Annotated in this window: 25 protein-coding genes; 15 read left to right on the top strand and 10 right to left on the bottom strand. The window is 53.3% G+C overall.

From position 1 onward, the window contains the following. The first annotated feature begins 8 nt into the window (after positions 1-8). From THINI_RS09985 to polA, 3 genes are read left to right on the top strand one after another with little or no spacing between them, the layout of a single operon-like run. On the top strand, positions 9-737 hold the full coding sequence (locus THINI_RS09985; protein WP_002708471.1) for a MipA/OmpV family protein: 729 nt from the start codon (positions 9-11) through the stop codon (positions 735-737). Between the two features lie 6 nt (positions 738-743). Beyond that, positions 744-2,342 (top strand): RNA repair transcriptional activator RtcR, encoded by a 1,599-nt coding sequence (gene rtcR / locus THINI_RS09980; protein WP_002708470.1) that lies wholly within the window; start codon positions 744-746, stop codon positions 2,340-2,342. Between the two features lie 54 nt (positions 2,343-2,396). Further along, entirely contained in the window at positions 2,397-5,180 is a 2,784-nt protein-coding gene (gene polA, locus THINI_RS09975) for a DNA polymerase I (protein WP_002708469.1), read from the top strand. A 67-nt stretch (positions 5,181-5,247) separates the two neighbouring features. On the opposite strand, the gene THINI_RS09970 is transcribed toward polA, so the two are convergent. After that, a complete protein-coding gene (locus THINI_RS09970) occupies positions 5,248-5,709 on the bottom strand; it encodes a hypothetical protein (protein ID WP_002708468.1) in 462 nt (153 codons plus the stop codon). Between the two features lie 226 nt (positions 5,710-5,935). Between THINI_RS09970 and THINI_RS09965 the strand changes: the two genes are divergently transcribed. Further along, entirely contained in the window at positions 5,936-6,853 is a 918-nt protein-coding gene (locus tag THINI_RS09965; protein WP_002708467.1) for a helix-hairpin-helix domain-containing protein, read from the top strand. Between the two features lie 7 nt (positions 6,854-6,860). Here the strand turns inward: THINI_RS09965 and THINI_RS23375 are convergent, their stop codons facing one another. Continuing rightward, positions 6,861-8,183, bottom strand: a complete 1,323-nt coding sequence (locus THINI_RS23375; RefSeq protein WP_002708466.1) for a BTAD domain-containing putative transcriptional regulator — start codon at positions 8,181-8,183, stop codon at positions 6,861-6,863. 216 nt (positions 8,184-8,399) lie between these two features. On the opposite strand from THINI_RS23375, the gene THINI_RS09955 reads away from it, so the two are divergent. Then, positions 8,400-8,687 carry a hypothetical protein gene (locus THINI_RS09955; RefSeq protein ID WP_002708465.1) on the top strand — a complete coding sequence of 96 codons (288 nt, stop codon included), beginning with the start codon at positions 8,400-8,402 and terminating at the stop codon, positions 8,685-8,687. A 21-nt stretch (positions 8,688-8,708) separates the two neighbouring features. Here the strand turns inward: THINI_RS09955 and THINI_RS09950 are convergent, their stop codons facing one another. Further along, positions 8,709-10,034: an AfsR/SARP family transcriptional regulator gene (locus THINI_RS09950; protein WP_040839349.1), complete on the bottom strand. Its 1,326-nt coding sequence runs from the start codon at positions 10,032-10,034 to the stop codon at positions 8,709-8,711. Positions 10,035-10,389: 355 nt separating this feature from the next. After that, a complete protein-coding gene (locus THINI_RS09945; protein ID WP_002708463.1) occupies positions 10,390-11,589 on the bottom strand; it encodes a methionine gamma-lyase in 1,200 nt (399 codons plus the stop codon). A 62-nt stretch (positions 11,590-11,651) separates the two neighbouring features. Here THINI_RS09945 and THINI_RS25150 point away from each other — a divergent pair, with 62 nt between their 5' ends. After that, complete coding sequence (locus THINI_RS25150; protein WP_154724390.1) at positions 11,652-11,816, top strand: hypothetical protein; 165 nt, start codon at positions 11,652-11,654, stop codon at positions 11,814-11,816. Between the two features lie 8 nt (positions 11,817-11,824). Here the strand turns inward: THINI_RS25150 and THINI_RS09940 are convergent, their stop codons facing one another. From THINI_RS09940 to THINI_RS09915, 6 genes are all read right to left on the bottom strand, one after another. After that, positions 11,825-12,094, bottom strand: coding sequence for a DUF5615 family PIN-like protein (locus tag THINI_RS09940; RefSeq protein WP_002708462.1), 270 nt, complete (start codon positions 12,092-12,094; stop codon positions 11,825-11,827). Further along, positions 12,091-12,324: a DUF433 domain-containing protein gene (locus tag THINI_RS09935; RefSeq protein WP_002708461.1), complete on the bottom strand. Its 234-nt coding sequence runs from the start codon at positions 12,322-12,324 to the stop codon at positions 12,091-12,093. Before THINI_RS09935 ends, THINI_RS09940 begins: the two co-directional genes overlap by 4 nt. A gap of 51 nt (positions 12,325-12,375) precedes the next feature. Beyond that, a complete protein-coding gene (locus tag THINI_RS09930) occupies positions 12,376-12,699 on the bottom strand; it encodes a BrnA antitoxin family protein (protein ID WP_002708460.1) in 324 nt (107 codons plus the stop codon). Then, a complete protein-coding gene (locus THINI_RS09925) occupies positions 12,662-12,937 on the bottom strand; it encodes a BrnT family toxin (RefSeq protein WP_002708459.1) in 276 nt (91 codons plus the stop codon). Before THINI_RS09925 ends, THINI_RS09930 begins: the two co-directional genes overlap by 38 nt. Before the next feature lie 45 nt (positions 12,938-12,982). Further along, complete coding sequence (locus tag THINI_RS09920; protein WP_002708458.1) at positions 12,983-13,456, bottom strand: ProQ/FINO family protein; 474 nt, start codon at positions 13,454-13,456, stop codon at positions 12,983-12,985. A gap of 588 nt (positions 13,457-14,044) precedes the next feature. Then, a complete protein-coding gene (locus THINI_RS09915) occupies positions 14,045-14,650 on the bottom strand; it encodes a tyrosine-type recombinase/integrase (RefSeq protein ID WP_050988028.1) in 606 nt (201 codons plus the stop codon). Positions 14,651-15,004: 354 nt separating this feature from the next. On the opposite strand from THINI_RS09915, the gene THINI_RS09910 reads away from it, so the two are divergent. The 9 genes from THINI_RS09910 (at position 15,005) to THINI_RS09870 (ending at position 21,585) form a co-directional block, all read left to right on the top strand. After that, positions 15,005-16,225 carry a tyrosine-type recombinase/integrase gene (locus THINI_RS09910; RefSeq protein ID WP_002708457.1) on the top strand — a complete coding sequence of 407 codons (1,221 nt, stop codon included), beginning with the start codon at positions 15,005-15,007 and terminating at the stop codon, positions 16,223-16,225. 46 nt (positions 16,226-16,271) lie between these two features. Continuing rightward, positions 16,272-16,601 carry a type II toxin-antitoxin system RelE/ParE family toxin gene (locus THINI_RS09905; RefSeq protein ID WP_002708456.1) on the top strand — a complete coding sequence of 110 codons (330 nt, stop codon included), beginning with the start codon at positions 16,272-16,274 and terminating at the stop codon, positions 16,599-16,601. Then, positions 16,598-16,891 (top strand): helix-turn-helix domain-containing protein, encoded by a 294-nt coding sequence (locus tag THINI_RS09900; RefSeq protein ID WP_002708455.1) that lies wholly within the window; start codon positions 16,598-16,600, stop codon positions 16,889-16,891. Before THINI_RS09905 ends, THINI_RS09900 begins: the two co-directional genes overlap by 4 nt. Continuing rightward, the gene (locus tag THINI_RS09895) at positions 16,888-17,616 is read left to right on the top strand and encodes a hypothetical protein (protein WP_002708454.1); all 729 of its coding nucleotides are present in this window, start codon (positions 16,888-16,890) and stop codon (positions 17,614-17,616) included. The genes THINI_RS09900 and THINI_RS09895 overlap by 4 nt, the downstream gene beginning before the upstream one ends. Before the next feature lie 100 nt (positions 17,617-17,716). Then, entirely contained in the window at positions 17,717-17,911 is a 195-nt protein-coding gene (locus tag THINI_RS27245; protein ID WP_002708453.1) for a helix-turn-helix domain-containing protein, read from the top strand. A 252-nt stretch (positions 17,912-18,163) separates the two neighbouring features. Next, positions 18,164-18,622, top strand: coding sequence for a hypothetical protein (locus THINI_RS23370; protein WP_002708452.1), 459 nt, complete (start codon positions 18,164-18,166; stop codon positions 18,620-18,622). A 511-nt stretch (positions 18,623-19,133) separates the two neighbouring features. Continuing rightward, positions 19,134-19,685 carry a ProQ/FINO family protein gene (locus THINI_RS09880; RefSeq protein ID WP_002708451.1) on the top strand — a complete coding sequence of 184 codons (552 nt, stop codon included), beginning with the start codon at positions 19,134-19,136 and terminating at the stop codon, positions 19,683-19,685. A gap of 48 nt (positions 19,686-19,733) precedes the next feature. Next, positions 19,734-20,903, top strand: a complete 1,170-nt coding sequence (locus THINI_RS09875) for an AAA family ATPase (RefSeq protein WP_002708450.1) — start codon at positions 19,734-19,736, stop codon at positions 20,901-20,903. Then, positions 20,896-21,585 (top strand): hypothetical protein, encoded by a 690-nt coding sequence (locus tag THINI_RS09870; protein ID WP_002708449.1) that lies wholly within the window; start codon positions 20,896-20,898, stop codon positions 21,583-21,585. The genes THINI_RS09875 and THINI_RS09870 overlap by 8 nt, the downstream gene beginning before the upstream one ends. Positions 21,586-21,653 lie beyond the last annotated feature (68 nt).

Raw genomic sequence — 21,653 nt, 5'->3', positions numbered from 1 at the left:
AGACGCGCATGAAAACCGGAATTTTACCTCTGCTGCTGTTGTTGCCATCTGCTGCATTCGCAGATACGGACTCCCTGTTACCTGTCGATTTGGGTTTGGGCGTTTCAGTCAGGCAGTCGCCATTTGTCGGGGGTGATACTGATGTGGGTGCCACATGGACTACGCCTGATCGGGAGGGTTTTGACATCAAAGGAGCTACCTGGTCATTCAACAAAACGGATAGTCATCAGGTATACATCGGCGCAGGGTTGGATGAATGGGATCATGAACGTGGCGACAGCCCGCAATTACAGGACATGAACAAGCTTGACCGTGCCATCAACCTGAAACTGGGCGCTGCCTGGAAACTTCCTTCCGGCGTCGTCAATGCCGAAGTCGCCAAGGATGTTGCTGCCCACAAAGGCACGCAGGCACATTTGCGCTATACCCTGAATTCGCTCACCGATGCGGCAGTGGTGCGCCCTTACGTGGAAGGTCAATGGCTGTCGTCTGACATGGCGGATTACTACGTCGGCGTGGATGCCAGTGAGGTCAAGGCTAGCCGCCCTGCATATCAGGCTGGCGACTCGCTGGCATTGAAAGCCGGTGTGCGGCTGGAAAAGCCCCTCAACAACAAATGGACGTTGATAGGTGGGGTGGACGCTACCCACTACAACGCAGAAATTACCGATAGCCCGATTGTGGATAAAAGCACGGTCTGGGGTGGGCAAGTGGGTGTGGCGTACAAGTGGCGCTAATGGCTGATGGTGCAAGCTAATACCGTCATCGGCATCCTAGGTTCCCGCCTCGACCATCAGGGGCTGGGTAAGCGTCGCCACTCACGCTGGCGGCCTACTGTCGGTATCCTCATGCACCCCGAATTTCCGGTTGATGAATTTGTGCTGATTCATCATGCAGAGGAGGCGGAACTGGCAGGTATTACCCTGCGTGACATGCGCGGACTCTCTCCTCAGACCCGCTTCAGTGCGTATGTGGTCGATTATGCAAATCCGTGGGATTTCGGTGAAGTTTACAGCCAGCTGCATGACTTCACCCGCCAGTACCGTTTTGACCCGGAACAGAATAATTACTATGTGCATATCACTACCGGTACGCATGTGGCACAGATTTGCCTGTTCCTGCTCACTGAAGCCAACTACATTCCTGGCAAGTTGTTGCAAACTTCACCCAGTCAGGAAGGCGTGCAGGGAACCTATCAGATTATCGATCTTGATCTGTCGCGTTACGACCAGATTGCCTCGCGTTTCGAGCATGAAGCGCAGGAGGGTATTGCCTATCTGAAAAGCGGTATCGAAACCCGTAACCCCGCTTTCAATGCCCTGATTGCGCAACTGGAACAGGTGTCGATCCGTTCCGCTGCCCCCATCCTGCTGACCGGGCCGACCGGCGCGGGCAAGTCGAGACTGGCCAAGCGCATTTTCGAGCTGAAAAAGCAACGCGGACAGGTCAGCGGCAAACTGGTGGAAACCAACTGCGCCACCCTGCGCGGCGACAACGCGATGTCGGCACTGTTTGGTCATGTAAAAGGCGCTTTCACCGGTGCATTGACTAATCGCACGGGTCTACTGCGCGAAGCCGACAAGGGCTTGCTGTTTCTGGATGAAATCGGCGAGTTGGGGCTGGATGAACAGGCCATGCTGCTGCGAGCCATTGAAGACAAGGTATTCACCCCGTTCGGTAGCGACAAGGAAACCAGCAGCGACTTCCAGCTGATTGCCGGAACCAACCGCGACCTGTTCTGGCAGGTGCGTGAAGGCAAATTTCGCGAAGACCTGCTGGCGCGTATCAATTTGTGGACGTATGAGCTGCCCGGTTTGCGCAACCGTCTCGAAGATCTGGAGCCGAATATCGAATACGAACTCCAGCAATTCACCCGTAAGGTTGGCCACAAGGTCAGCTTCAACAAGACGGCACGGGAACAGTACCTCGCTTTCACATATTCGCCGGAAGCTATATGGCGGGCCAATTTCCGCGACCTCAATTCCAGCATTACCCGCATGGCGACACTGGCCAGCGGTGGGCGCATTACCGAGGAGCTTGTGGTTGGGGAAATCGGGCGGTTGCGCTACGACTGGGGCAGTTTCAAGGAAGAGGCGCGAGCTATCAGTGCCGATTCCTTGTTACGTGAAGTGCTAACGGAAGAGGTATTGGCTGAGATTGACCATTTCGACAAAGTACAACTGGCGGAAGTGATCCGCGTATGCCGCACCAGCAAAAGTCTGGCGGAAGCGGGGCGCACGCTGTTCAACGTCAGCCGTACCCAACGCGCCAGCAACAATGATTCGCACCGCTTGCGCGTGTATTTACAGAAGTACGGGCTAACGTTCGCCGATTTGGCGTAGGGGCAGGCGGCGGAAACCGCTATACTCAGGCTTTTACACAGCCCTGCCAGCCCCATGACCGATAATACTACCAAGCCGCTTGTCCTCGTTGACGGTTCTTCCTACCTGTTCCGTGCTTTTCATGCCCTGCCACCGCTGACCAATTCGCACGGCGAACCCACCGGCGCTATGCACGGCGTGCTCAATATGCTCGACAAGCTGCGCAAGGATTATGACCCCGAACACATGGCGGTGATTTTCGACGCACCGGGGAAAACTTTCCGCGACGACATGTACCCTGAATACAAGGCCAACCGCCCGCCGATGCCGGACGATTTGCGCTGCCAGATCGAACCACTGCTGGACATCATCCGTGCGCAAGGCTACCCGTTGCTGATCATTCCTGATGTGGAAGCCGATGATGTAATCGGTACGCTGGCGCAGGCATACGACGGTAAGGTGATCATTTCCACCGGCGACAAGGACATGGCGCAACTGGTCGATGAGCGCGTCCACCTGATCAACACCATGAGCGGCCTGTATTCCGACCCGGCAGGCGTGGTGGAAAAGTTTGGCGTCGCACCGGAGCGTATCCGCGATTACCTTGCCCTGATCGGCGATACGGTGGATAACGTTCCCGGCGTGAACAAGGTCGGCCCCAAAACAGCGGTGAAATGGCTACAGGAATACGGTTCACTGGAAAACATCATGGCGCACGCCAGCGAGTTCAAAGGCAAGATCGGCGAGTACCTGCGTGAAGCGCTGGCGCATCTGCCGCTTTCCTACGATCTGGTGACGATCAAATGCGATGTGGAACTGGATTTGCAGCCGGAAACGCTGGCGTTTGCTCTGCCGGATGCCGATAAATTGCGCGAGTTGTATGAGCGGTATGAGTTCCGGACACGGTTGGCGGCGTTGGGGAAAGAAACCCCTCCCAACCTCCCCTTAGCAGGGGAGGAACAAGACGGTGGCACGCCCGGCTCTCCCCCTGATAAGGGGGAGTTGGAGGGGGTTTCTTCGGCGGAGCCGGGGGAGTCTTCCGTTGAAGGCGCTTCCTACCAAACCATCCTAACCCAACCCGGCCTCGACATTTGGCTCCAGCGCCTACAGGATTCCGGTGAATTCGCCTTCGACACCGAAACCACCAGCCTCAACTACATGGATGCCGAAATCGTTGGCGTCTCCTTCGCCATCCAGCAGGGTGAAGCCGCCTACCTGCCGCTGGCGCATGATTACCTTGGCGTTCCCGAACAACTCAACCGCGAAGCTGCTCTCGCCCAACTCAAGCCTCTGCTGGAAGATGCCAGCCTGCGCAAGATCGGCCAAAACCTGAAATACGACCGCAGTGTCCTGCTCAACCACGGCATTGAACTACGTGGTATCGCCCACGACACCATGCTTGAATCCTACGTGCTCGATTCCACCGCCAACCGTCACGACATGGATACGCTGTGCGAAAAATACCTCAACCACACCAACATCAGTTTCACCGACATCGCGGGTAAAGGTAAAAATCAGCTCACTTTCAACCAGATTGCGTTGGAACAGGCCACCCCTTATGCTGCCGAAGACGCTGACATGACGCTGCAACTACACCAGCATTTCTGGCCGCAACTGCAAGCCCTCGACGGCCAGCGCAGGTTATACACAGAGGTGGAAGTGCCGCTGGTGAGCGTGCTTTCCACCATCGAGCGCAACGGCGTGAAAGTCGACGCGATGATGCTGGCCAAGCAGAGTAAGGAGCTGGACGGGCGAATGCAAACGGTGATGGAACACGCCTATTCTGTTGCGGGTCAAGAGTTCAACCTCGCTTCCCCCAAGCAGATTCAGGAAATCTTTTTCGACAAGCTGGGGTTGCCGGTGATCCGCAAGACGCCGAAGGGGCAGCCTTCCACTGCTGAAGATGTGCTGGAAGAGCTTTCCGCCATGGGGCATGAACTGCCGACCCTGATCCTGGAACACCGGGGTTTGGCGAAACTCAAATCCACCTACACCGACAAGCTGCCAGAACAGATCAACCCGCGTACCGGGCGCGTGCATACCTCCTACCATCAGGCGGTGGCGTCGACCGGGCGGCTGTCATCCACTGACCCGAATTTGCAGAACATTCCGGTACGCAATGAGGAGGGGCGGCGTATCCGTCAGGCTTTCATTGCGGAAAAGGGCTGCAAGCTGTTGGCGGCGGATTATTCCCAAATCGAACTGCGCATCATGGCACACCTCTCCGGCGACAAAGGCTTGCTGGATGCGTTCGCGCACGGGCTGGATGTGCACCGCGCCACCGCAGCGGAAGTCTTCGGCACGCCATTGGATGAAGTCAGCACGGAACAGCGCCGTGCCGCCAAGGCAATCAACTTCGGGCTGATTTATGGCATGTCAGCCTTCGGCCTCGCCAAGCAATTAGGTGTTGACCGCCGGGATGCGCAGGATTACGTCAACCTGTATTTTGCCCGCTACCCGGGTGTCAAACAGTACATGGACGACACCCGCGAACAGGCGCGCGCGCAAGGTTTCGTTGAAACGCTGTTTGGCCGCCGCCTGTTCCTGCCCGACATCAAATCGAAAAACGCCGCCACCCGCCAGTATGCGGAACGTACCGCCATCAACGCGCCGATGCAGGGCACGGCTGCCGACATCATCAAGAAAGCGATGATCGCGGTGGATGCGTGGCTACGTGACAGTGGCTTGCAAACCCGCATGATCATGCAGGTGCATGACGAACTGGTGTTTGAAGTGCCGGAAGCGGAACTGGATGCCGTGCGGGCAAAGATTACCGCCCTGATGACCAACGCGGCCAAGCTGGATGTGCCGCTGGTGGTGGATAGCGGGATTGGTGATAACTGGGATGAGGCGCATTGAACCCAAATAGAAAATGCCCTGGCGTTTTAACTGCCAGGGCAAAGTTTCAACTTAGGCATGGTTGTAATTAATCACCGAACACCATAACCGGGCCGACACGGCAGAAACCCGCGATACCGATAGGTTTCTTGTCGCACTTATCCAGGGCTACCACGGTAACCACCATATAAAATACCCTGCCGCACTTGACGTCGCCTTCACCCAGCCATTCGCCAGGCACCTCGATATCAATGCAATCAGGCTCGGGGTTGCAGTTGTCCATGCAAAGCGTTTCGCAAATTTCGCCTTCCTGGCCGATGCCAATGGATTCCGCCGCAACGCAGATGCACCAGTCGGCGCAGATCAGTTTCTTGATCTGGGCATTCAGTTCGACGCAGACACGGACAACGTACTTCTGCCCCTTCTTGATGATATTGACCGGTGCATATTCAGGCGCTTCCAACAGGTCAACACCGATAGTTGCCGTCAGTTGATCCTTGAACGCGGGAGGGAATTCCATTACGCATTTGTGGGTACATTCATGAGACATAACATAAACCTCCATAGTTTGTTACTTACCTAGCCCTTTCCGTCAGGTCGGTTAAAGGCGTTTAACCGTCGACACATTGTCATCGACTTGGGAACAAGCTTAGGGAGATGCACTTAGGTGGCCGCTTAGGCAGGTATTGCCGTTGGGCTATGTGTAACCTAAGTGACGCTTAATTGCCGGGTACTACGCTCCAAAGCTATACATCATGTCAGTGAGGAGTACGGCCATGAGTGACGCAAACCATGCAGATGATCTAACCCTGATCAAGGGGATAGGCCCAGTCAGGCAGCAGTGGCTGCTCGAACATTTCAATGCAGACAGCTTTCAGGCGCTGGCGGCGTTAAACCCGTTGGAGGTGGAACGCTTACTGTCATTGGAAAAGGCAGCCCCGTCCCTGAAAGAAATTACCCGCTGGATTCAGGAGGCGGGTGAACTGGCCAGCCAGGTCGCTGGCAACGGTAATGGCAACTGCCATGAGTGCAGGTCATTGGCTACGTTCATCGTTGATTACCTGACCTATCTCGATGACGGTGGCGAACGGCAGTTTAAGACCCTGGTGACCCAGATGGATGTGGAAACGGATAGCGCCGTTTCAGAAGAATGGCCGAGCCTAAAGCAACACCAGCCATGCGAGTGGATGAAACAGCGTCTGGATGCAGCGTTACTAAGCCAGCAGATTGCCCCACATGATGAATCACCAACCGCAACGGATCACGTTCAGCCGGAACCGGGTAAGTTGCCTGCCAATTTGCGTGCCCGCATTCTTGCTTATGAGATGCACTGGCCAACCGGATCATTCCAGGTGCAATCACCCTTCAGTGCGGAAAAGCAAGTGACACTGGAGGCCGGAAGCCATTTTGGTCTCGACATCCGTTTCAGCTTGCAAGGCTTGCCTGAAGGGCTTGGGCAGGCAGTTGGCTACCACGCAGCCTGCCATGTTATCCCTGTCGGCAAACACAGTGAAAGTGCCTGCTTGCAAGGTAATGTGCTCCGTCAGCTGGAGCCGGGGGAGACCGCAGGCGTTGCGCGGATGCAGGCGCTAAGCTTGCCAGCCGGGCATTATGAAGCCTGGTTGTCGGTAACGCCTGACACAGCTGGCAGCCGCCCTGACCTGGCGCAAGGGCCACGCCTAATGGTTATCTAACTGGCAATCAAGCCCCCGCCTGACGGATTTGTTCCAGGACTTCCTGGGTTTTGGCGGAAGGCTCCAGCCCCAATTCCTTATGCAGGCTTTCCACGCAGAGATGGTATTGGCGCAAAGCCAGCTGTCGGTGGCCAGCTTTCAGGTAGCATTGCATGATGTGGCGGTGCGCCCGTTCGTCGCAGTTATCGAAGGCGATGGCTTTTTGCCACCATTCCGCACACCCTTGATAATCGCCATCCGCAAACAGTTGCTCCCCCAGATGGTTGATGATTTCCAGATAGCGTGTCCGGTATGCCTGGGTGGTCAGGGTTGCCCAGTCGGTGGTTTCACCTTGCAGGCAATCCCCCTTGTACAGGGCTTCCGCATCCCGGTAGGCTGCCGTTGCCAGGGCCGTTTCGTGCTTGGCAAGATGCCGGTGCGCCTGACGGATGGCCTTATCAAAGGCTTCCGCATCCGCCCACAACGAGAGTTCGGGGTTCAGCAGGTAGCAATCATCCTGATACAACACAAACTGGAAACGTTTATGGTAGCGGGATAAATCCTGCCGCAAATAATAAATGGAAACATTCAGGTTGTTACGGGCGGCGCGGATGTCTATGTCCGGCCAGAAGGTTTCCATCAAACGTTCCTTGCGGACGGGGGTGGAGCGGTGCAACAACAGGTATTTGAATATCTGTTGGCCTTTGCCATGTGGCCAGCGTTTGATTGGTTTGCCATTCAGGCTGGCCCTGAATTCGCCAAACAGGTAAACATCCAGCCTTAAACCCGCCTGTTGCGGCACGTCGTGGACTGTAATAGGCGTCATCAGCTTGGGAATGGGGAGCGTTATAGCTTTGGCGGCTAAGTGCCGGGTCTGCAAGTTTTGTCCAAGAGCCTCAGTCGGCGGTGGGTTAGGGGAAGCCTTGCAGGGTATTTTCAGCACAGACTGTATCTTTCCCCCTTGCTGCAAGGACTGTTGGATATGGCCAGCAAGGGCGCTGATTGGCTCAGGGTGGTGCTCACCCAGCGATTCTTCCTGAGCCGGTGATTGCAAGGTGTTGAGCAAGGTTATCAGTTGGCCACCCAGACTGGCTTCTTGGCTGGAACCCTGTTGTAAGCGTTGCAAGACATCCTGCATGTCCAGCAGGTTTTGCAGATAACGGCGGTATAGCAGCGCCGTATGCCGAAGCAACACATTGTCTGCTTCCGCATGGATCATGTGCTGTACTAATTGCTCAGTTTCAATCATGTGGCTGATTAATGTATCGAATTCAGGCAGGACAGCATCAATCGTTGTTGCTGATCGCTGATTGGTTTCAGTCCCGTTTGCTTTTGCCTGTTGGATTGCCATGATTACTCCCCGCACAAACCACGGTCGCTGGGATGGAAATGCCGTCAAGCGATTTCCATGCATTAATTAGCGATAAATTATCCCTTCCTGATTAATTAATTGATTAAAAAACTTGCAGGGCAAATTTATGTGAAGGTTAATTGCCGTTTAATTGCGATGATTTAGCATTCACCGTATGGATGATCTGAATACTGATTTATCAAAGTGAGGCGTTGTATGAACGGTAATGATCAAGCTAACCCTTCAGGGGATATGCTCACGGGCAATGATGAATGGGAATCCGTAGCGACCTTCATTGTCGAGTACCAGTCCCGCTGTGGTGACGAGGGCGGTAAGGAGTACCAGACGTTGATAACCCAGATGGATGCAGACGATGAGAAAGGCATTTCCGAAGAGGCCTGGTCAGGTTTGCAGGAAGATGCCCCCTGTTCGTGGATGGGGGGGCGGTTGTCGGGCATCCTGAGGGCACTGGGCTTGCTCAGTCGGGAAGATGAGCATGGGTAATCCCAACTTCTATTACCCGTGTCAGCGGCTGGCGTGGCGAATTTGCTCCAGCAATTGCCGGGTCTGCGGCGTAGGTTCCAGACCCAGTTCCTTCTTCAGGCTTTCGGCACACAATTGGTACTGGCGCAAGGCCATCTGCCGTTGCCCCATTTGCAGGTAGCAGTGCATGATGCGCCGGTGTGCTTGCTCGTTACAGCTATCCAGCGTCACAGCCTTGTGCCACAGGGTGACGCATTCCTGATAGTCACCGTTTTCCAACATGTGCTTACCCAGGTAATCCAGCGCACTCAGGTATTTCATCCGGTATGCCTGGCTGATCAGCGCAGCCCATTCCTCATGCGTATCCTCTTGCAGGCAATCCCCTTGGTATAACCCTTCAGCATTACGGTAGGCAGTAATGGCCAGCGCGGTTTCGTGGCGGGCGTCATGTTGCTGGCCGCTGTGGATAGCGTGGTCGAAAGCTTCCACATCCACCCAGATGGCAAGCTCGGTATTGAGCTGGTAGTAGCCGTCGTGGTGGCTCACGAATGGGAAAGTCTTGTGGTAACGGGAAAGGTCTTGCCGCAGGTGGTAAAGGGCGACGTTGAGGTTGTTGCGGGCGGCACGGGCCTCGGTATCCCGCCAGAAGGTTTCCATCAGCCGTTCGCGGGAAACGGGGGAAGCCCTATGCAGGAGCAGGAATTTGAATATTTTTAGCCCCTTGCCTCGTGGCCAGCGGCGCATGTCACGCCCGCCGAGGCTGGCTTTGAATTTGCCGAACAGGTGGGCGGTTAGTTGCAACGCAGTTTGCTGCTCAGGGAATGGTGATGGTGCTTCGGGGACTAATGTTGCGCTGGCAGGTTCGCAGTGGCCGTCTTGCACCCTTGTTGTTGGTGCGGGTTCCGGGTCTTCAGGTGTTCGCCTGGTAGGGGGCGAAATCGGGGTTTGTTGGCGCGAAAGCCGCAATACCTCGTCGATCAGGCCACCGACTGTATTCCAGTAGCGTGCTTGCGCTTCCTTGTTTTGGTCACGGTGGGCGTTGCGGCTGGCCTGCTGCGAGACTTCCTGCAACACGGTTTGCATTTTTTCGAGCTGGGCTTTCAGGTCGCAGCCTTGTTCCTGCGCGCGTTGCAGGCGCTGCCAGACGTGGTGCATGTCCAACATGGTTTTCAGGTAGCCTTCGCACAATGCAACAGCATGTTCCATCAGGGCGCTGTTGGGGGCGGCGCTGACCATGCCCTGCGCCAGTGACTCGCATTCAAACAGGAACGCCAGCAATTCCTGCCGCCGTTCGCGGGTGACATCAGCCCCGGTCTTGTCATGTTGTTGTCCGACGTCCACCCGGACGCCACTGCGAGTACTTTCCACCCCATATCTCCCGTGATAGTGCGGCGGCTGACCCATGTCTCCCTCGCGCTGGCACTACAGATTACGGTTGCCATCGGGACACGGGTGTGGTTGCCGGGTTTGCACCGGCAACCTGTCTGGAAAGCTCTCACTGAGCCGAGAAAATTCACCCGCAAAATGGAATGATGTGTTTTTATTGTTGACTGTTGTTATTAATGGAGTTTAAGTCCCAGAAAATTTATATGAAACAGATGCCGCTCTGCTTTATTTGTTAGCAAAGAGAAATATATTTCAGCATATTGTCAATAAAGTAATCCATTTACTGTTGAGATGCTAATCGAAATTATTGCTGCAATAAATAATATTGCGGCATAACTCAGGCGGCATCCAGCGCCTGCGCCACATCCCGCAGCAAATCTGCCGTATCCTCCAACCCCGCAGACGCACGCACCAGCCCTTCGCTGATCATGTGTTCTGCGCGCTCTTCCAGTGAATAAGTGGAATGCGTCATGCTGGCCGGATGCTGCGCCAGACTCTCCGCATCACCCAGACTCACCGCGCGGGTAATCAGGTTCAGCGCATTCATGAAACGGCAACCTGCCTCAAAGCCACCTTTGAGTTCAAACGCGACCATGCCGCCCGGCAACGCCATCTGCCGCCGCGCCAGCGCGTATTGCGGGAAGCTTGCCAGTCCGGGGTAATGGCAAACGTCAACCTTGGGATGCGTGGAAAGGTATTCGGCAATCGCCTGCGCGTTCTGGCTGTGGCGTTCCATGCGCAGCGCGAGGGTTTTCAAGCCACGTAACACCAGAAAGGCATCCTGCGACGACATCACCGCGCCGGTCATATCCTTGACGCCGTAGAAACGTACCTGTGTCAGGGTTTCCGCATCGCCGACAATGGCACCTGCAATCAGGTCGCCGTGCCCGCCGAGGTATTTGGTGGCGGAATGCACCACGTAATCCGCGCCCAGTTCCAGCGGGCGTTGCAGGTAGGGCGTGCAATAGGTGTTGTCGACCACCACCTTGCAGTTTTCGTACTGGTGGGCAATGTCGGAAACCGCAGCAATATCCACCAGCCGCATATTGGGATTAGCGGGGGACTCGAAAAACACGATACGGGTTTTCGCGCTAATAGCGGCGGCAAGATTAGCCGGGTCAGCCATATCGACATGGGTAATCGTGACGCCGAACTTGTGCAAGCCGTGATTGAAGAAAGAGTAAGTGCAACCGTATAACGTCTTGTCAGCAATCACTTCATCACCCGGTTGCAACAATGTCCATAACAGTGAAGTTGTCGCGCCCATGCCGGAAGCCGTTACCAGCGCGGCTTCCCCGCCTTCCAGGTCGGCAAGGCGCTGTTCCAGTAATACCGTGGTCGGGTTGCCGACGCGCGAATAGACGTAGCCTTCCTGCTCACCCAGGAAACGCTGCATCCCGTCTTCCACTGTCGGGAAGGTGTAGGTGGAACTCATGTGCACCGGCGGGTTCAGATCGCCGGTTCCGGCATACGGGTTCCAGGCGTGGTGAATGGCGCGGGTGGAAAACCCCTGTTTTTCGTTGGTTGGCTTGCTCATGACTTCCTCTAAAGCGTATTTCCGATATAGTGGGAAGGATACTATCAGAGGAGGGTAACAAGATGCAGAACAATCCACTGCCAGTACCGTTGCAGCAATTTGTGGATGAGGTGACCACGCTGCTGGATACTGAAAACGACGAAAGCGGCGCTACCAACGCCCTTACGAAGGTACTGATGCCCCTCCGGAAGTCATGCAAGCCTATCTGGACTGGGAGTTTGGGCTGATTGAACAGTTACGGCGGGATGGCACGCATCATTTGTTTTGGCTGGTTGCCGCATTTCAGCCAGATAACCTTGGGTGGATGCCCATACAGTACCGACATTTCGTTAAAGTCGCTGTCTTGTGTTACCAGCATGTAGCCGTTCTGCTGCGCATACGCCCACACTTGCCGGTCATTGGCTGAATCCATGCCCAGCAAGGCGATTTGTGAGGAATCCGGGTAGGCGTCCAGAATCTGCGGAATGATGCGCCGCGAAAGGTTTTCATCCAGCAACAGCTTCATGCCGCAACCAGCACTTGCAGGGTGTGTTCACGGTTAGCCGCAAATTGCAGGGAAGCGGTAATGTCTGCGGCTTCCAGTTCCGGGAAGTCGTCAATGATTTCCTGTGTATCCATGCCCGCCGCCAGCCAGCCCAGCACATCATAAACCGTAATCCGCAATCCACGGATGCATGGCTTGCCGCCGCGCTTGCCTGCTTCGATCGTGATCCTGTTATTGGTAGGTATGCCCATGGTAAAGCCTCATGGTTTGTAATCGCTTTCATTGTAGGTTCAATCTGCTGTTTATGCTGCCTTGCGGTGTTCTGCAATGTAGGTTTGCAAGGCTTCCTCCAGACGGGTTTGCCAACCTTCACCGCCCTGCTTGAAGTAATCCACCACCTCGGCGCTAAGCCGAATGGAAACGGGGATTTTTACCGGCTTTTTCTGTTTGCCGCGTTGCCCTGGCATCCGTACTTCAGCATTTTCCCAAAACGCATTGACCGCCGCTTCGTCATTGGGGTCATACGGGGTATCAGGGTCTTCTACTTTGTAGGGCGCAGCATCCAAAGCCGCTGCGATTTGCTCAGGGCTAAAGCCCCAAGGCTTTGAAGTATTGTCGTGTTTCATGCTTGTTACCATAGCGGCAGGATATGAGGTGCGCATCTTCGCCGCGTTCTGTCCATACCAGGAAGACAACCCGCCCACGATACCAGCAAAGGCTTTGCAGCCGCTCTTCCCCGTAGGCTTCCCGCGCATCTTCCACCGTCACCATGGGCGCATCAAACAAACACTCAAGTTCGGCAAAGTCTATGCCGTCATGCCGTTCCATGTTTTCGGTGCGTTTGTTTTCATCCCATGTATTCATGATTTAATTGTATATACAGAAAGCTGGATAAGCGAGAAGAAACATTCAGCCCTTCGGTGCTTGCCGTTTGGTGAGGGTTTCCGCCGCAAGTTGCTGCTGGTAGGCGGTAATGTCGCCCTCTTCCGTGCCGTCCAGGCGGTAACGCGCCTCGCCCTGGGTGACTGCTTGCAGGTAGCACCCATGGTTGGCGTGCATGGCCAGCGTTTTGCGGACAACTTTCTTGGATGCGCCGGGGAAGTGTTCCTCATTCACCAGGCGGAACACGTCCTTGTCGATACCGATAGCCAACGGCAGGTAATCGCGCCAGACGGTGAAGGCGTTCAGGCGGTCGTTCAGTTCGCGGGCTTTCAGGTCGCTGGGTGGGGTAACGGGTGGCTTGATGGCAGGCTTGCGGGCGGGCTTCTTTTTCGGGTCTTTGCCCTTCCCTCCCCTTGCTGGCTGCGGGTTTGGCTTTGTTGACGGTTTGTTGATTCCGGGGATGTCTTCGCGCCGGATGATGCGCTTGCCGGATCGTTTCACCTGGCCCAGTGCGGGTGCTTCGCCGCTGGCTGGCTGGCTGGCGGGTGAGGGTCAAAGTCTTTTTGGGTGTGTCGTTCATGGTTTCCTGTACCCGTTGGGTGGTTCCGGGGTTTCCCGCGTGGCGGTGTTGTATGGCGGGAAGTGTAGCATGGCAAACCATGCAGGGAAGCATATCCCCTGCCTTAATTATTGAAAAAACCAATAGTAGAATTTTCAACGATAAAAAAGGACGCCACGGACACCAGCACTTTTGCATGGTGTCCCGCTGGTGTCCCGAAAAAATACCCATAGAAACAACAAAATAAACCCTTCGGGACACCAAGGACACGTAAAAAGTAACGCTTCCGAAAACGAAACTTCATGTTCACTGCACAAAAAAGCCGGGGATTCCCGGCTAAGTGTTTGTTTCCATGGTTGTCTGGCGTGGTTATCTTGCCTTGGCCTTGAATGCCAGAACCTGCCCGCCTGCTTTCAGTTCGTCCAGGTAGTCCGCCCATGCCTGCATCATGCGGGTGCGTTCCTCCTGGTATTCCGCCCGGTTGTATGCCGCCCTGATCTTGTTGGGTTCCTTGTGTGCGAGCTGCCGTTCTATCGCGTCCGCAGCGGTTTCAGAATGATTCTTGTGTCTATGTCCGTCGCCGGGTTGCGGTCGGTCAGTTCCATGGTTACTGCGTATTTGTATATCTGGCTGATTATCTGCCTTACACGTCTGGCGGTGTCACCCGCCCCTCTGGATTCTACCCGCTGAAGAATCTTGATGATGTTGCTTGGTGTTACCGCACCCACCTCCATTTTCCCGATCCATGGGAATACATCGCGCCGTAAGCAGCTTTCTGTCCGTGTTGTGTGGCTTTCAGACCACCCTGGCTTGCTACGGTTGAACCATTCCAGGGCTACGGTCTGGAAGGTGTCCGCAGTGCTTTCTGTGTGCCTTGGGTTGCTTGGCTTGATGCCCCTGGCCAGTTGCGCCCGCGCTTTCCGGTGCAATTCCCGCGCCTGTTCCAGGGTGATTTCCGGGTAACTGCCGATGGATAGCGTTTGGCGCTTCCCGCCCAACCGGTAGGAATAGCGCCAGTATTTCCCCAGGGTGGTGACGTACAGAAAAAGCCCTCCCCCATCTGTCAGGATGGCGGGTTTCCCGCCCGGTTTGGTTTTTCCGTTCTTAGCCTTTGTATTTGTTAACTTTCTTTCCATTTTGGTTGCATCCTCAGCTTGTTGTTGAAGGTATGCAGACAATAATGCAGCCAATCGCGCGGGATGATATGGCAGGGTGTGAGAGGGTGTGACACGGAAAAAGCCCCTGCAAGGCGCATTCCATAAGGGTGAGTGAGAGATTCTGAGAGGGTATGGAAGGAAGGCTTGGCGCACCCGGCTGGAATCGAACCAGCGACCCTCGGCTTCGGAGTGAGAATCAATCTCATACAGCTTGCATCATCTGGCTACAAGTCGTTACATTTAAAAGCATTGTTGTTTTTACCAAACTACACCTAAATGCACATGAATTCAGCTATCATGGTGACTTATAGGTGACTCAAAAATGGTGACTCAGTGCAGACCGAAAAAAAGGCCAGACTAACCGAAACCCTTATAAAGTCATTAGCTTATAGTGGTGACAAGACCAAGAATGAACGTGATGTGTGGTGGGATACGGAGCTTTCCGGCTTCGGTATCCGCATTTATCCGACTGGCAAAAAGTCATTCATCATCATGTATTGGCACAACCGGCGCAAACGTCTTAAAACCATTGGTCAGCATGGCACACTGACCTTGGTGCAGGCGCGTGAACGGGCGCAACGTGACCTTGTTGGGCTGCTGGATGATATTGACCCATTGGCGGCGCGTGACCTGAAACGTGAATCCGGCACATTTGCAGAGTTTGCAGATTCATTCGTGGAACGCTATCTGAAACCGCATAATCCCGGCTCTTGGGATTCATCCTACTCCCGTATTCACAAATACCTGATACCGCGTTTCGGTAAGCGTTTGATGATCAGCATTACCCATGATGATGTTGCCCAACTGCATCTGGATATTGGCAAGACGCAGCAACCTACCGCCAACCGTCTGGTTAAATTACTGTCGGTCATGTTCCGTGAAGCCAAAAAGTGGGGGGTAGTTCCCAAAACCTTCGAGAATCCAGCGCGTGAAATCAGCTTCTACAAAGAAGAAGGGCGGGATCGTTACGTCACCCCGGAAGAACTGCCCAAACTGATAGCGGCGATTGAGCAGGAAGAGATTCATGTCAGTTCCGCCTTCTGGCTTTACCTGCTGACGGGCTTGCGCAAGAGTGAACTGAGAACGGCAAAGTGGGAACAGATCGACTTCAATACCAAGCAGATTGTTTTACCCAAAACCAAAAATGGCAAACCTCACTACTTGCCACTCACTACCGAAGCAATGGCGGTACTGGAAAATATCCCGCGTTTGGAAGGCAACCCGCACATTTTCCCCGGTCAAAAGGAAGGCCAACCACTCTATGACCTGAAAAAGCCCTGGGAACGCATCAGGGCGCGTTCAGGGCTGACTGACATACGCATCCATGACTTGCGCCACACTATCGCTTCATGGCTGGTGCAGGGCGGTAATTCGCTGTATCTGGTGGGCAAGATACTGAACCACAAAGACTTGCGCACTACAGAGCGTTATGCGCGGTTTGCGCAAGACAATTTGCGGGAGGCGCTGGAAGCGACCGGCAAACGCATCACGGGTGTGGCGGGCAAGTCTGCTGGTGCAGAGATACTGCCGATTCACAAAACCAACGCCAAATGATGATACTGGCTAAATATGCCAAATTTTATATAATGGACAAACAAGCATGAAAGACATCCGCTGGATGGGGAGAAGTTACCGCGATTTATGCGAATTTCCCGAAGATGCACGGCGGGAAGCAGGTTATCAGCTTCATTTGCTGCAATTGGGCGATGAACCAGACGATTGGAAGCCCATGATAGGAATCGGGCATGGCGTGCAGGAAATCCGCATACATGAGGCATCCGGGGCATTCCGGGTGATCTATGTGGCGAAGTTTGCTGATGCGGTCTACGTGCTGTATTCCTTCCAGAAAAAGACGCAAAAGACCGCACAACACGACATCGACCTTGCACGGGAACGGTTCAAGGCAATGATTAAGGAGCGTACAGAATGAGCGTGGAACACATCACTCCGGCAGGCGGCAATATCTTTGCTGATTTGGGGTTTGCGCCAGAGGAAGCGGCTAACCTGCTGGTCAGGGCGCAATTGATGCGGGAATTGTCCAGTATCCTGAAAACACGGTTCAGCACACAGGAAGAGGCCGCTACCGCGCTAGACGTATCACAGGCGCGTATCAGCGACCTTTACCGGGGCAAGATCGGGCGGTTTACCGTGGATATGCTGATCAACCTGCTGTCGCGTGTCGGGCGATCTGTTGAGGTTCATATCAAGGCGGCAGCATGACCAGGTTCCAATTTTCTGAATTGACCGAGGAAGAGATTCAGCTTGTTAAGCAAAAAAGCAGGGAAATCATAGATGATATAAAATTAAACGAAGGATGGACATTGAAGGAAATCTTCAAGGAGGGTGATGATGGTGACGCCTTCATTGAAGAAGTGGCGAATGAATTGGCCGATATAGAGTTTTTTGAAGAAAGGCGTCAGAAACAGCCGGTTATGGTAGGCATCTCAAAGAGTATTCCTGCGTCGCAATATAAAATAATAGATGATTTCTACACTGCTCTTGATAATCTTGAGTCCTCTCTTTCAGCACTCCTTGCTAACCAAGAGTCTGTTAGCAAAATTAATGGGGTAATCCAGGCTTCAAACTCACCAGAGGCAATTCATGAAATTGGATTTCATAAAAATGGAAAGAAGCTGAATCAATTGGTGTCAGCCATGAAGGCATTGAATAATCAAAAAATAAGAAGAACCTTGCTTTCTCATAAGAAAGGACGGGGGAAACCTGCTAGTAGCTGGTTCGAGATAAGAAAGTGCCAAAAAGTTATTGAGGGAATAAAAAAATATCTGCCTAGTGTGGAGGTATCTGCAAATTCAGTAACGCATTGCAATACACTGGTGTCGATTTTTGTTAAAAGATCATCTCAAGTAGATTCAAAACGACTGATTGAACTAGCACTTAAGGAGATAGAATCTCCATCCACTTCACCCTGGCGAATGCTAAGGTAAGCTGGACAATAAAAATTAATATTGATTATTACTGTCCTGTTGCCCAATTTGGACGGACATCAGAATACGCCTATCGACATAACACGATAGGTAACATCAAATGCAATCAAATCAAACCCTTGAGCAACTACTGACCCCTGCGCAATTCGCCGAAAAGTTTAACGTTAGTGAGCGGTTCCTGCAAAACGATAGAGTAACAAAGCGTAGAATTCCATATATCAAGGTCGGGCGTTTTGTCCGATACAGGGCATCCGATGGTGCAGAATTTGTCACTGCAAACCGCATTGGGGGTTAACCATCATGCTGTCTTACATAGCGCACGACAAATCTTGCGGAACTGTCCACCAGGGTGGATTACATGCCTGTTTAAACTGGGCGCTCTCCCGTGTTCAGAACCATCCAAAAGCTATTATTGCAATTCTCCGGCTGCGTCCTAGTGAAGATGGGCGAGTCATTGCGGAAGTCGATAATACAGGGGGGCGCTGGATTTTTGGTGGGCGGTATCTGCCAAAACGTGAAGTCTCCAGACTGACAAGGAGGGCTGCACATGGTTAAACCTGTAGTAGTGATGGCAAAAGAATACGTTGCCAGATTGCCAAATTCATTATTAAACAGCCCTGCTTACCTTGATTTAAAACCGCCTGCACGGGCTTTATTGGTGGAGTTCTTGCGGATTTATAGGCCAAGTCGAAACGGGGAATTATCAATATCCTTGCGCACGGCAACCGAAAGACTGAACGTGACAGAGCCGGTAGCAATGAATGCTTTCGTTGAACTTGCAGAACATGGCTTTATTCGCCTCAGGAATCTGGAAAGCTGGCAAGAGCGTAAAGCCCGCCAATGGGAACTGACCATGCACAAGGTTGGCAATCGTGAAGCATGGAATGATTGGATGCAATGGCAACCCGGCGCGAACCTCTGCCCATTGCCCCCGAAAAAGAAAAAAGCCCGACCTATGAAAACAGGGGCAGTGTTGCCCATGAAAGCAAGGGCAGTCTGTCAGTGAAATCAGGGGCAAGCCATCAAAAGTTAAGCAACATAGAACATGAGAAACAATGGTAAATTATTGATTCTTTTGTTTTGCACATCAATCTCTGCCCCTGATTTCAGGGGCGTATATAGTTACCATCGGTAACGCCTAGATGGATACACGAATGAGTAGACCACGAATTAACCTTTCAGGAAAAAAAGCGCTGATTGCTGAGTTATGCGAGCAAGGCTTGCCGGATTCACTGATTGCTCAAGCTGTAGGAGTCAGTCCTCGCTCATTCACTAAGTTGAGGCAACGCCATAAATGGCTAAATGCACTGACTAAGAATAAAAATCGGAGGAACTACAGGGTTTATGTCAAGCGTGACGCTGAATATTGGCAGACAAAGCGAACATGGCGTTTTTGCTAGTATTTTCATATTTTGTTACCCCTATACGCGCGCGTAAGAAGCTGGATGTTGTGTTAAGCTGTTGGCGATACAACACCGCTTCAACGGAAAATCTTGCTGATCCACTGCGAGTCCATCATGACCGACGAAAAACCGCGTAAAACGCTTTCTATCACGCGCAAGCCTGCTGATGTTGCATCACAAGCGGAAAAGGAAGCTAACCCGCCTACGGGCATCAGGCGCACGGGAAAGCGCATCATTACCCGTGAGCAATTGCCGGATGTGCAGAAACCCGGCATACCCAAGAAACCGCCTAAAAAGCCCAAGAAGCCAACGCAGGGCAAACGCCCCCGGCAACCACCAAAACCCAAGAAAACGCCGCCTAGCGAATTGCGGGCGCGTGAATTGAATGATTCGCTGAATGGGTTTGCGGTGTGGCTTCAGCGTCAACCGTTGGCGTTGGGGATCGAAAAGCAGGTATTCCGCTACATTGCCGATCATCATTTGAGTGCATCCAAACGGGTGGTGCAACGTTTGCTGTATGCCCATACGCACCGACGTGACTACTTGCAAGCGGTGGCAGCGGGCGGGATGCGTTACGGGCTGGATGGGCAGGAAGCGGAAGCGATTACGCCAGCAGAACGCAATTATGCAGCAAGTGTACTGTCCTTGAAAAAATGCAGTGAGTAAAAATATAAGCTATTGTATGGCAAGCAATAATGTGTACAAGGTGTTGTTATGATCCAGCAAATTAGCATCAACGGTTTTAAATCCATCCCTGATATGACCTTAGCGTTAGGTCGGGTGAATTGCTTTATCGGTGCTAACGGGGTGGGCAAGAGCAATATTCTGGAAGCTATTGGGGTGTTGGGTGCTGCTGCCAATGGCATTGTGGATGATGAGGCATTGTTGCGGCGTGGTGTGCGTCCCGGTTTGCCTCGCTTGTATAAAGCCTCCTTTGAGGATCAGCGCACGCCTGCCCACATTGGCCTTAGTGCAAGCACAGCGCAAGGGGCGGAATACCGGATTTCCATTCTGAACCCGTTGGAGAATCCTAAACCCGCGTGGGCATTCAAGACAGAATACCTGTTTGATGGTGTTGTGCCGATTCTTTCCGATGGTGTCAGAAACAAAAAGAATCTTAATCCGATGGCGGGATTGGCGGCGCTAAAGTTGGTAGAACTGGATGAAAACAACCCTGCTTTCACCTTGATGCAGAGCTTGAAAAACTATTCCATTTATTGCCCCAACACGCCGACCTTGCGCGGCATGGTCAGTGACCAACAATCACGCGAACCCTTGGGTTTATCGGGTGGGCGCTTGGCAGAAGCCTTTTTTCAATTCAGAAAACAGGCGGATGATATTGATTTCGATAGTGTGCTGGCGTTGATAGATTGGGTTGCCGATATTGATACTTCCCCGATGGTGGGGGAATTGCTTTCCCCTTCGGTTGCCCGCTCCAAGCAAGTGCTGAAATTCACTGACCGCTTTATGAAGCAAAACCGCAATACCTTGACGGCTTATGATGCCAGTGAAGGGGCTTTGTATATCCTGTTTTGCGCGATCCTTTGCCTTTCGCCCCATGCGCCGCGCTTGTTTGCTATCGACAATCTCGACCAAGCCTTGAATCCAAGGCTGGTAACACGTTTGGTCAGTCATTTGGCGGGGTGGTTAGCCAAAACCGATACCGAACGCCAATTATTGTTTACTGCCCACAATCCGGCGGTGCTGGATGGGTTGGATTTGCAAGATGATGCGGTGCGTTTATTTGCGGTTGACCGCAACAGCGATGGGCATACGCGGGTAACGCGCATCCAGCTAACCGATCAGTTGGCAACGCTGAATGCGGAATACCCGCTTTCCCGTTTGTGGCTGATGGGGCATTTGGGGGCTGTACCGAATGTCTGAATTACGGATTGCGTTGGTGGCAGAGGGGCTGACGGATTTTATTGTGATTGAAGCCGCGTTAAAGGCGATTTTGCCCGAACCGTTCATTTTGACGCTGTTGCAGCCGGAAGCTACCCGCCCTGATTTGGGTGGTGGTTGGGGCGGTGTGCTGAAATGGTGTCGAGAATTTCAGTCCAGAGGGGCGGCTACGCTGGAAAGTGACCCGACATTGGCACGGTTTGACGTGTTCATTATCCATTTGGATGCGGATGTAGCGGGCAAGTCTTATGCTGATTTAGCGGTGACGGCGCGGGCGGATTGGGGACATTTGCCTTGTCAGAGGGAATGCCCGCCGCCTGACAATACGGTTGAGGCATTGCGGGCGGTGTTGTGTTCATGGTTGGGGAATGTTCAGCCCACACACACGACGGTGTTATGTATGCCTGCCCAATCAACAGAGGCATGGTTAGCAGCGGGCGTATACCCGGACAATGCAACCTTGCTGGCTGATGTGGAATGTTCCGCGAATATGGAAAGCAGGCTGGGCAGTTTGCCCAAGCGGACGCGCATTAAGAAAAGCGGGCGGGAATACCGGATACATGCCCGAACGCTGGCGACCAACTGGGCAAGCGTTAGGAACATCTGTTCTCAAGCGGATGTGTTTCATTGCAGCGTTTTGGATGCAATTCAAAGGGTTGACTGAACGTTAGCAGAGGATTATGAGTCCCCTGTGTTGAATAGTTGCGATTCTGTGACAAGTCACGCACCATA

It is taken from the genome of Thiothrix nivea DSM 5205, assembly GCF_000260135.1.
Lineage (GTDB): Bacteria > Pseudomonadota > Gammaproteobacteria > Thiotrichales > Thiotrichaceae > Thiothrix > Thiothrix nivea.
The sequence above is the reverse complement of the archived record's forward strand: the minus strand, read 5'-3'. Positions and strand labels throughout refer to the sequence as shown.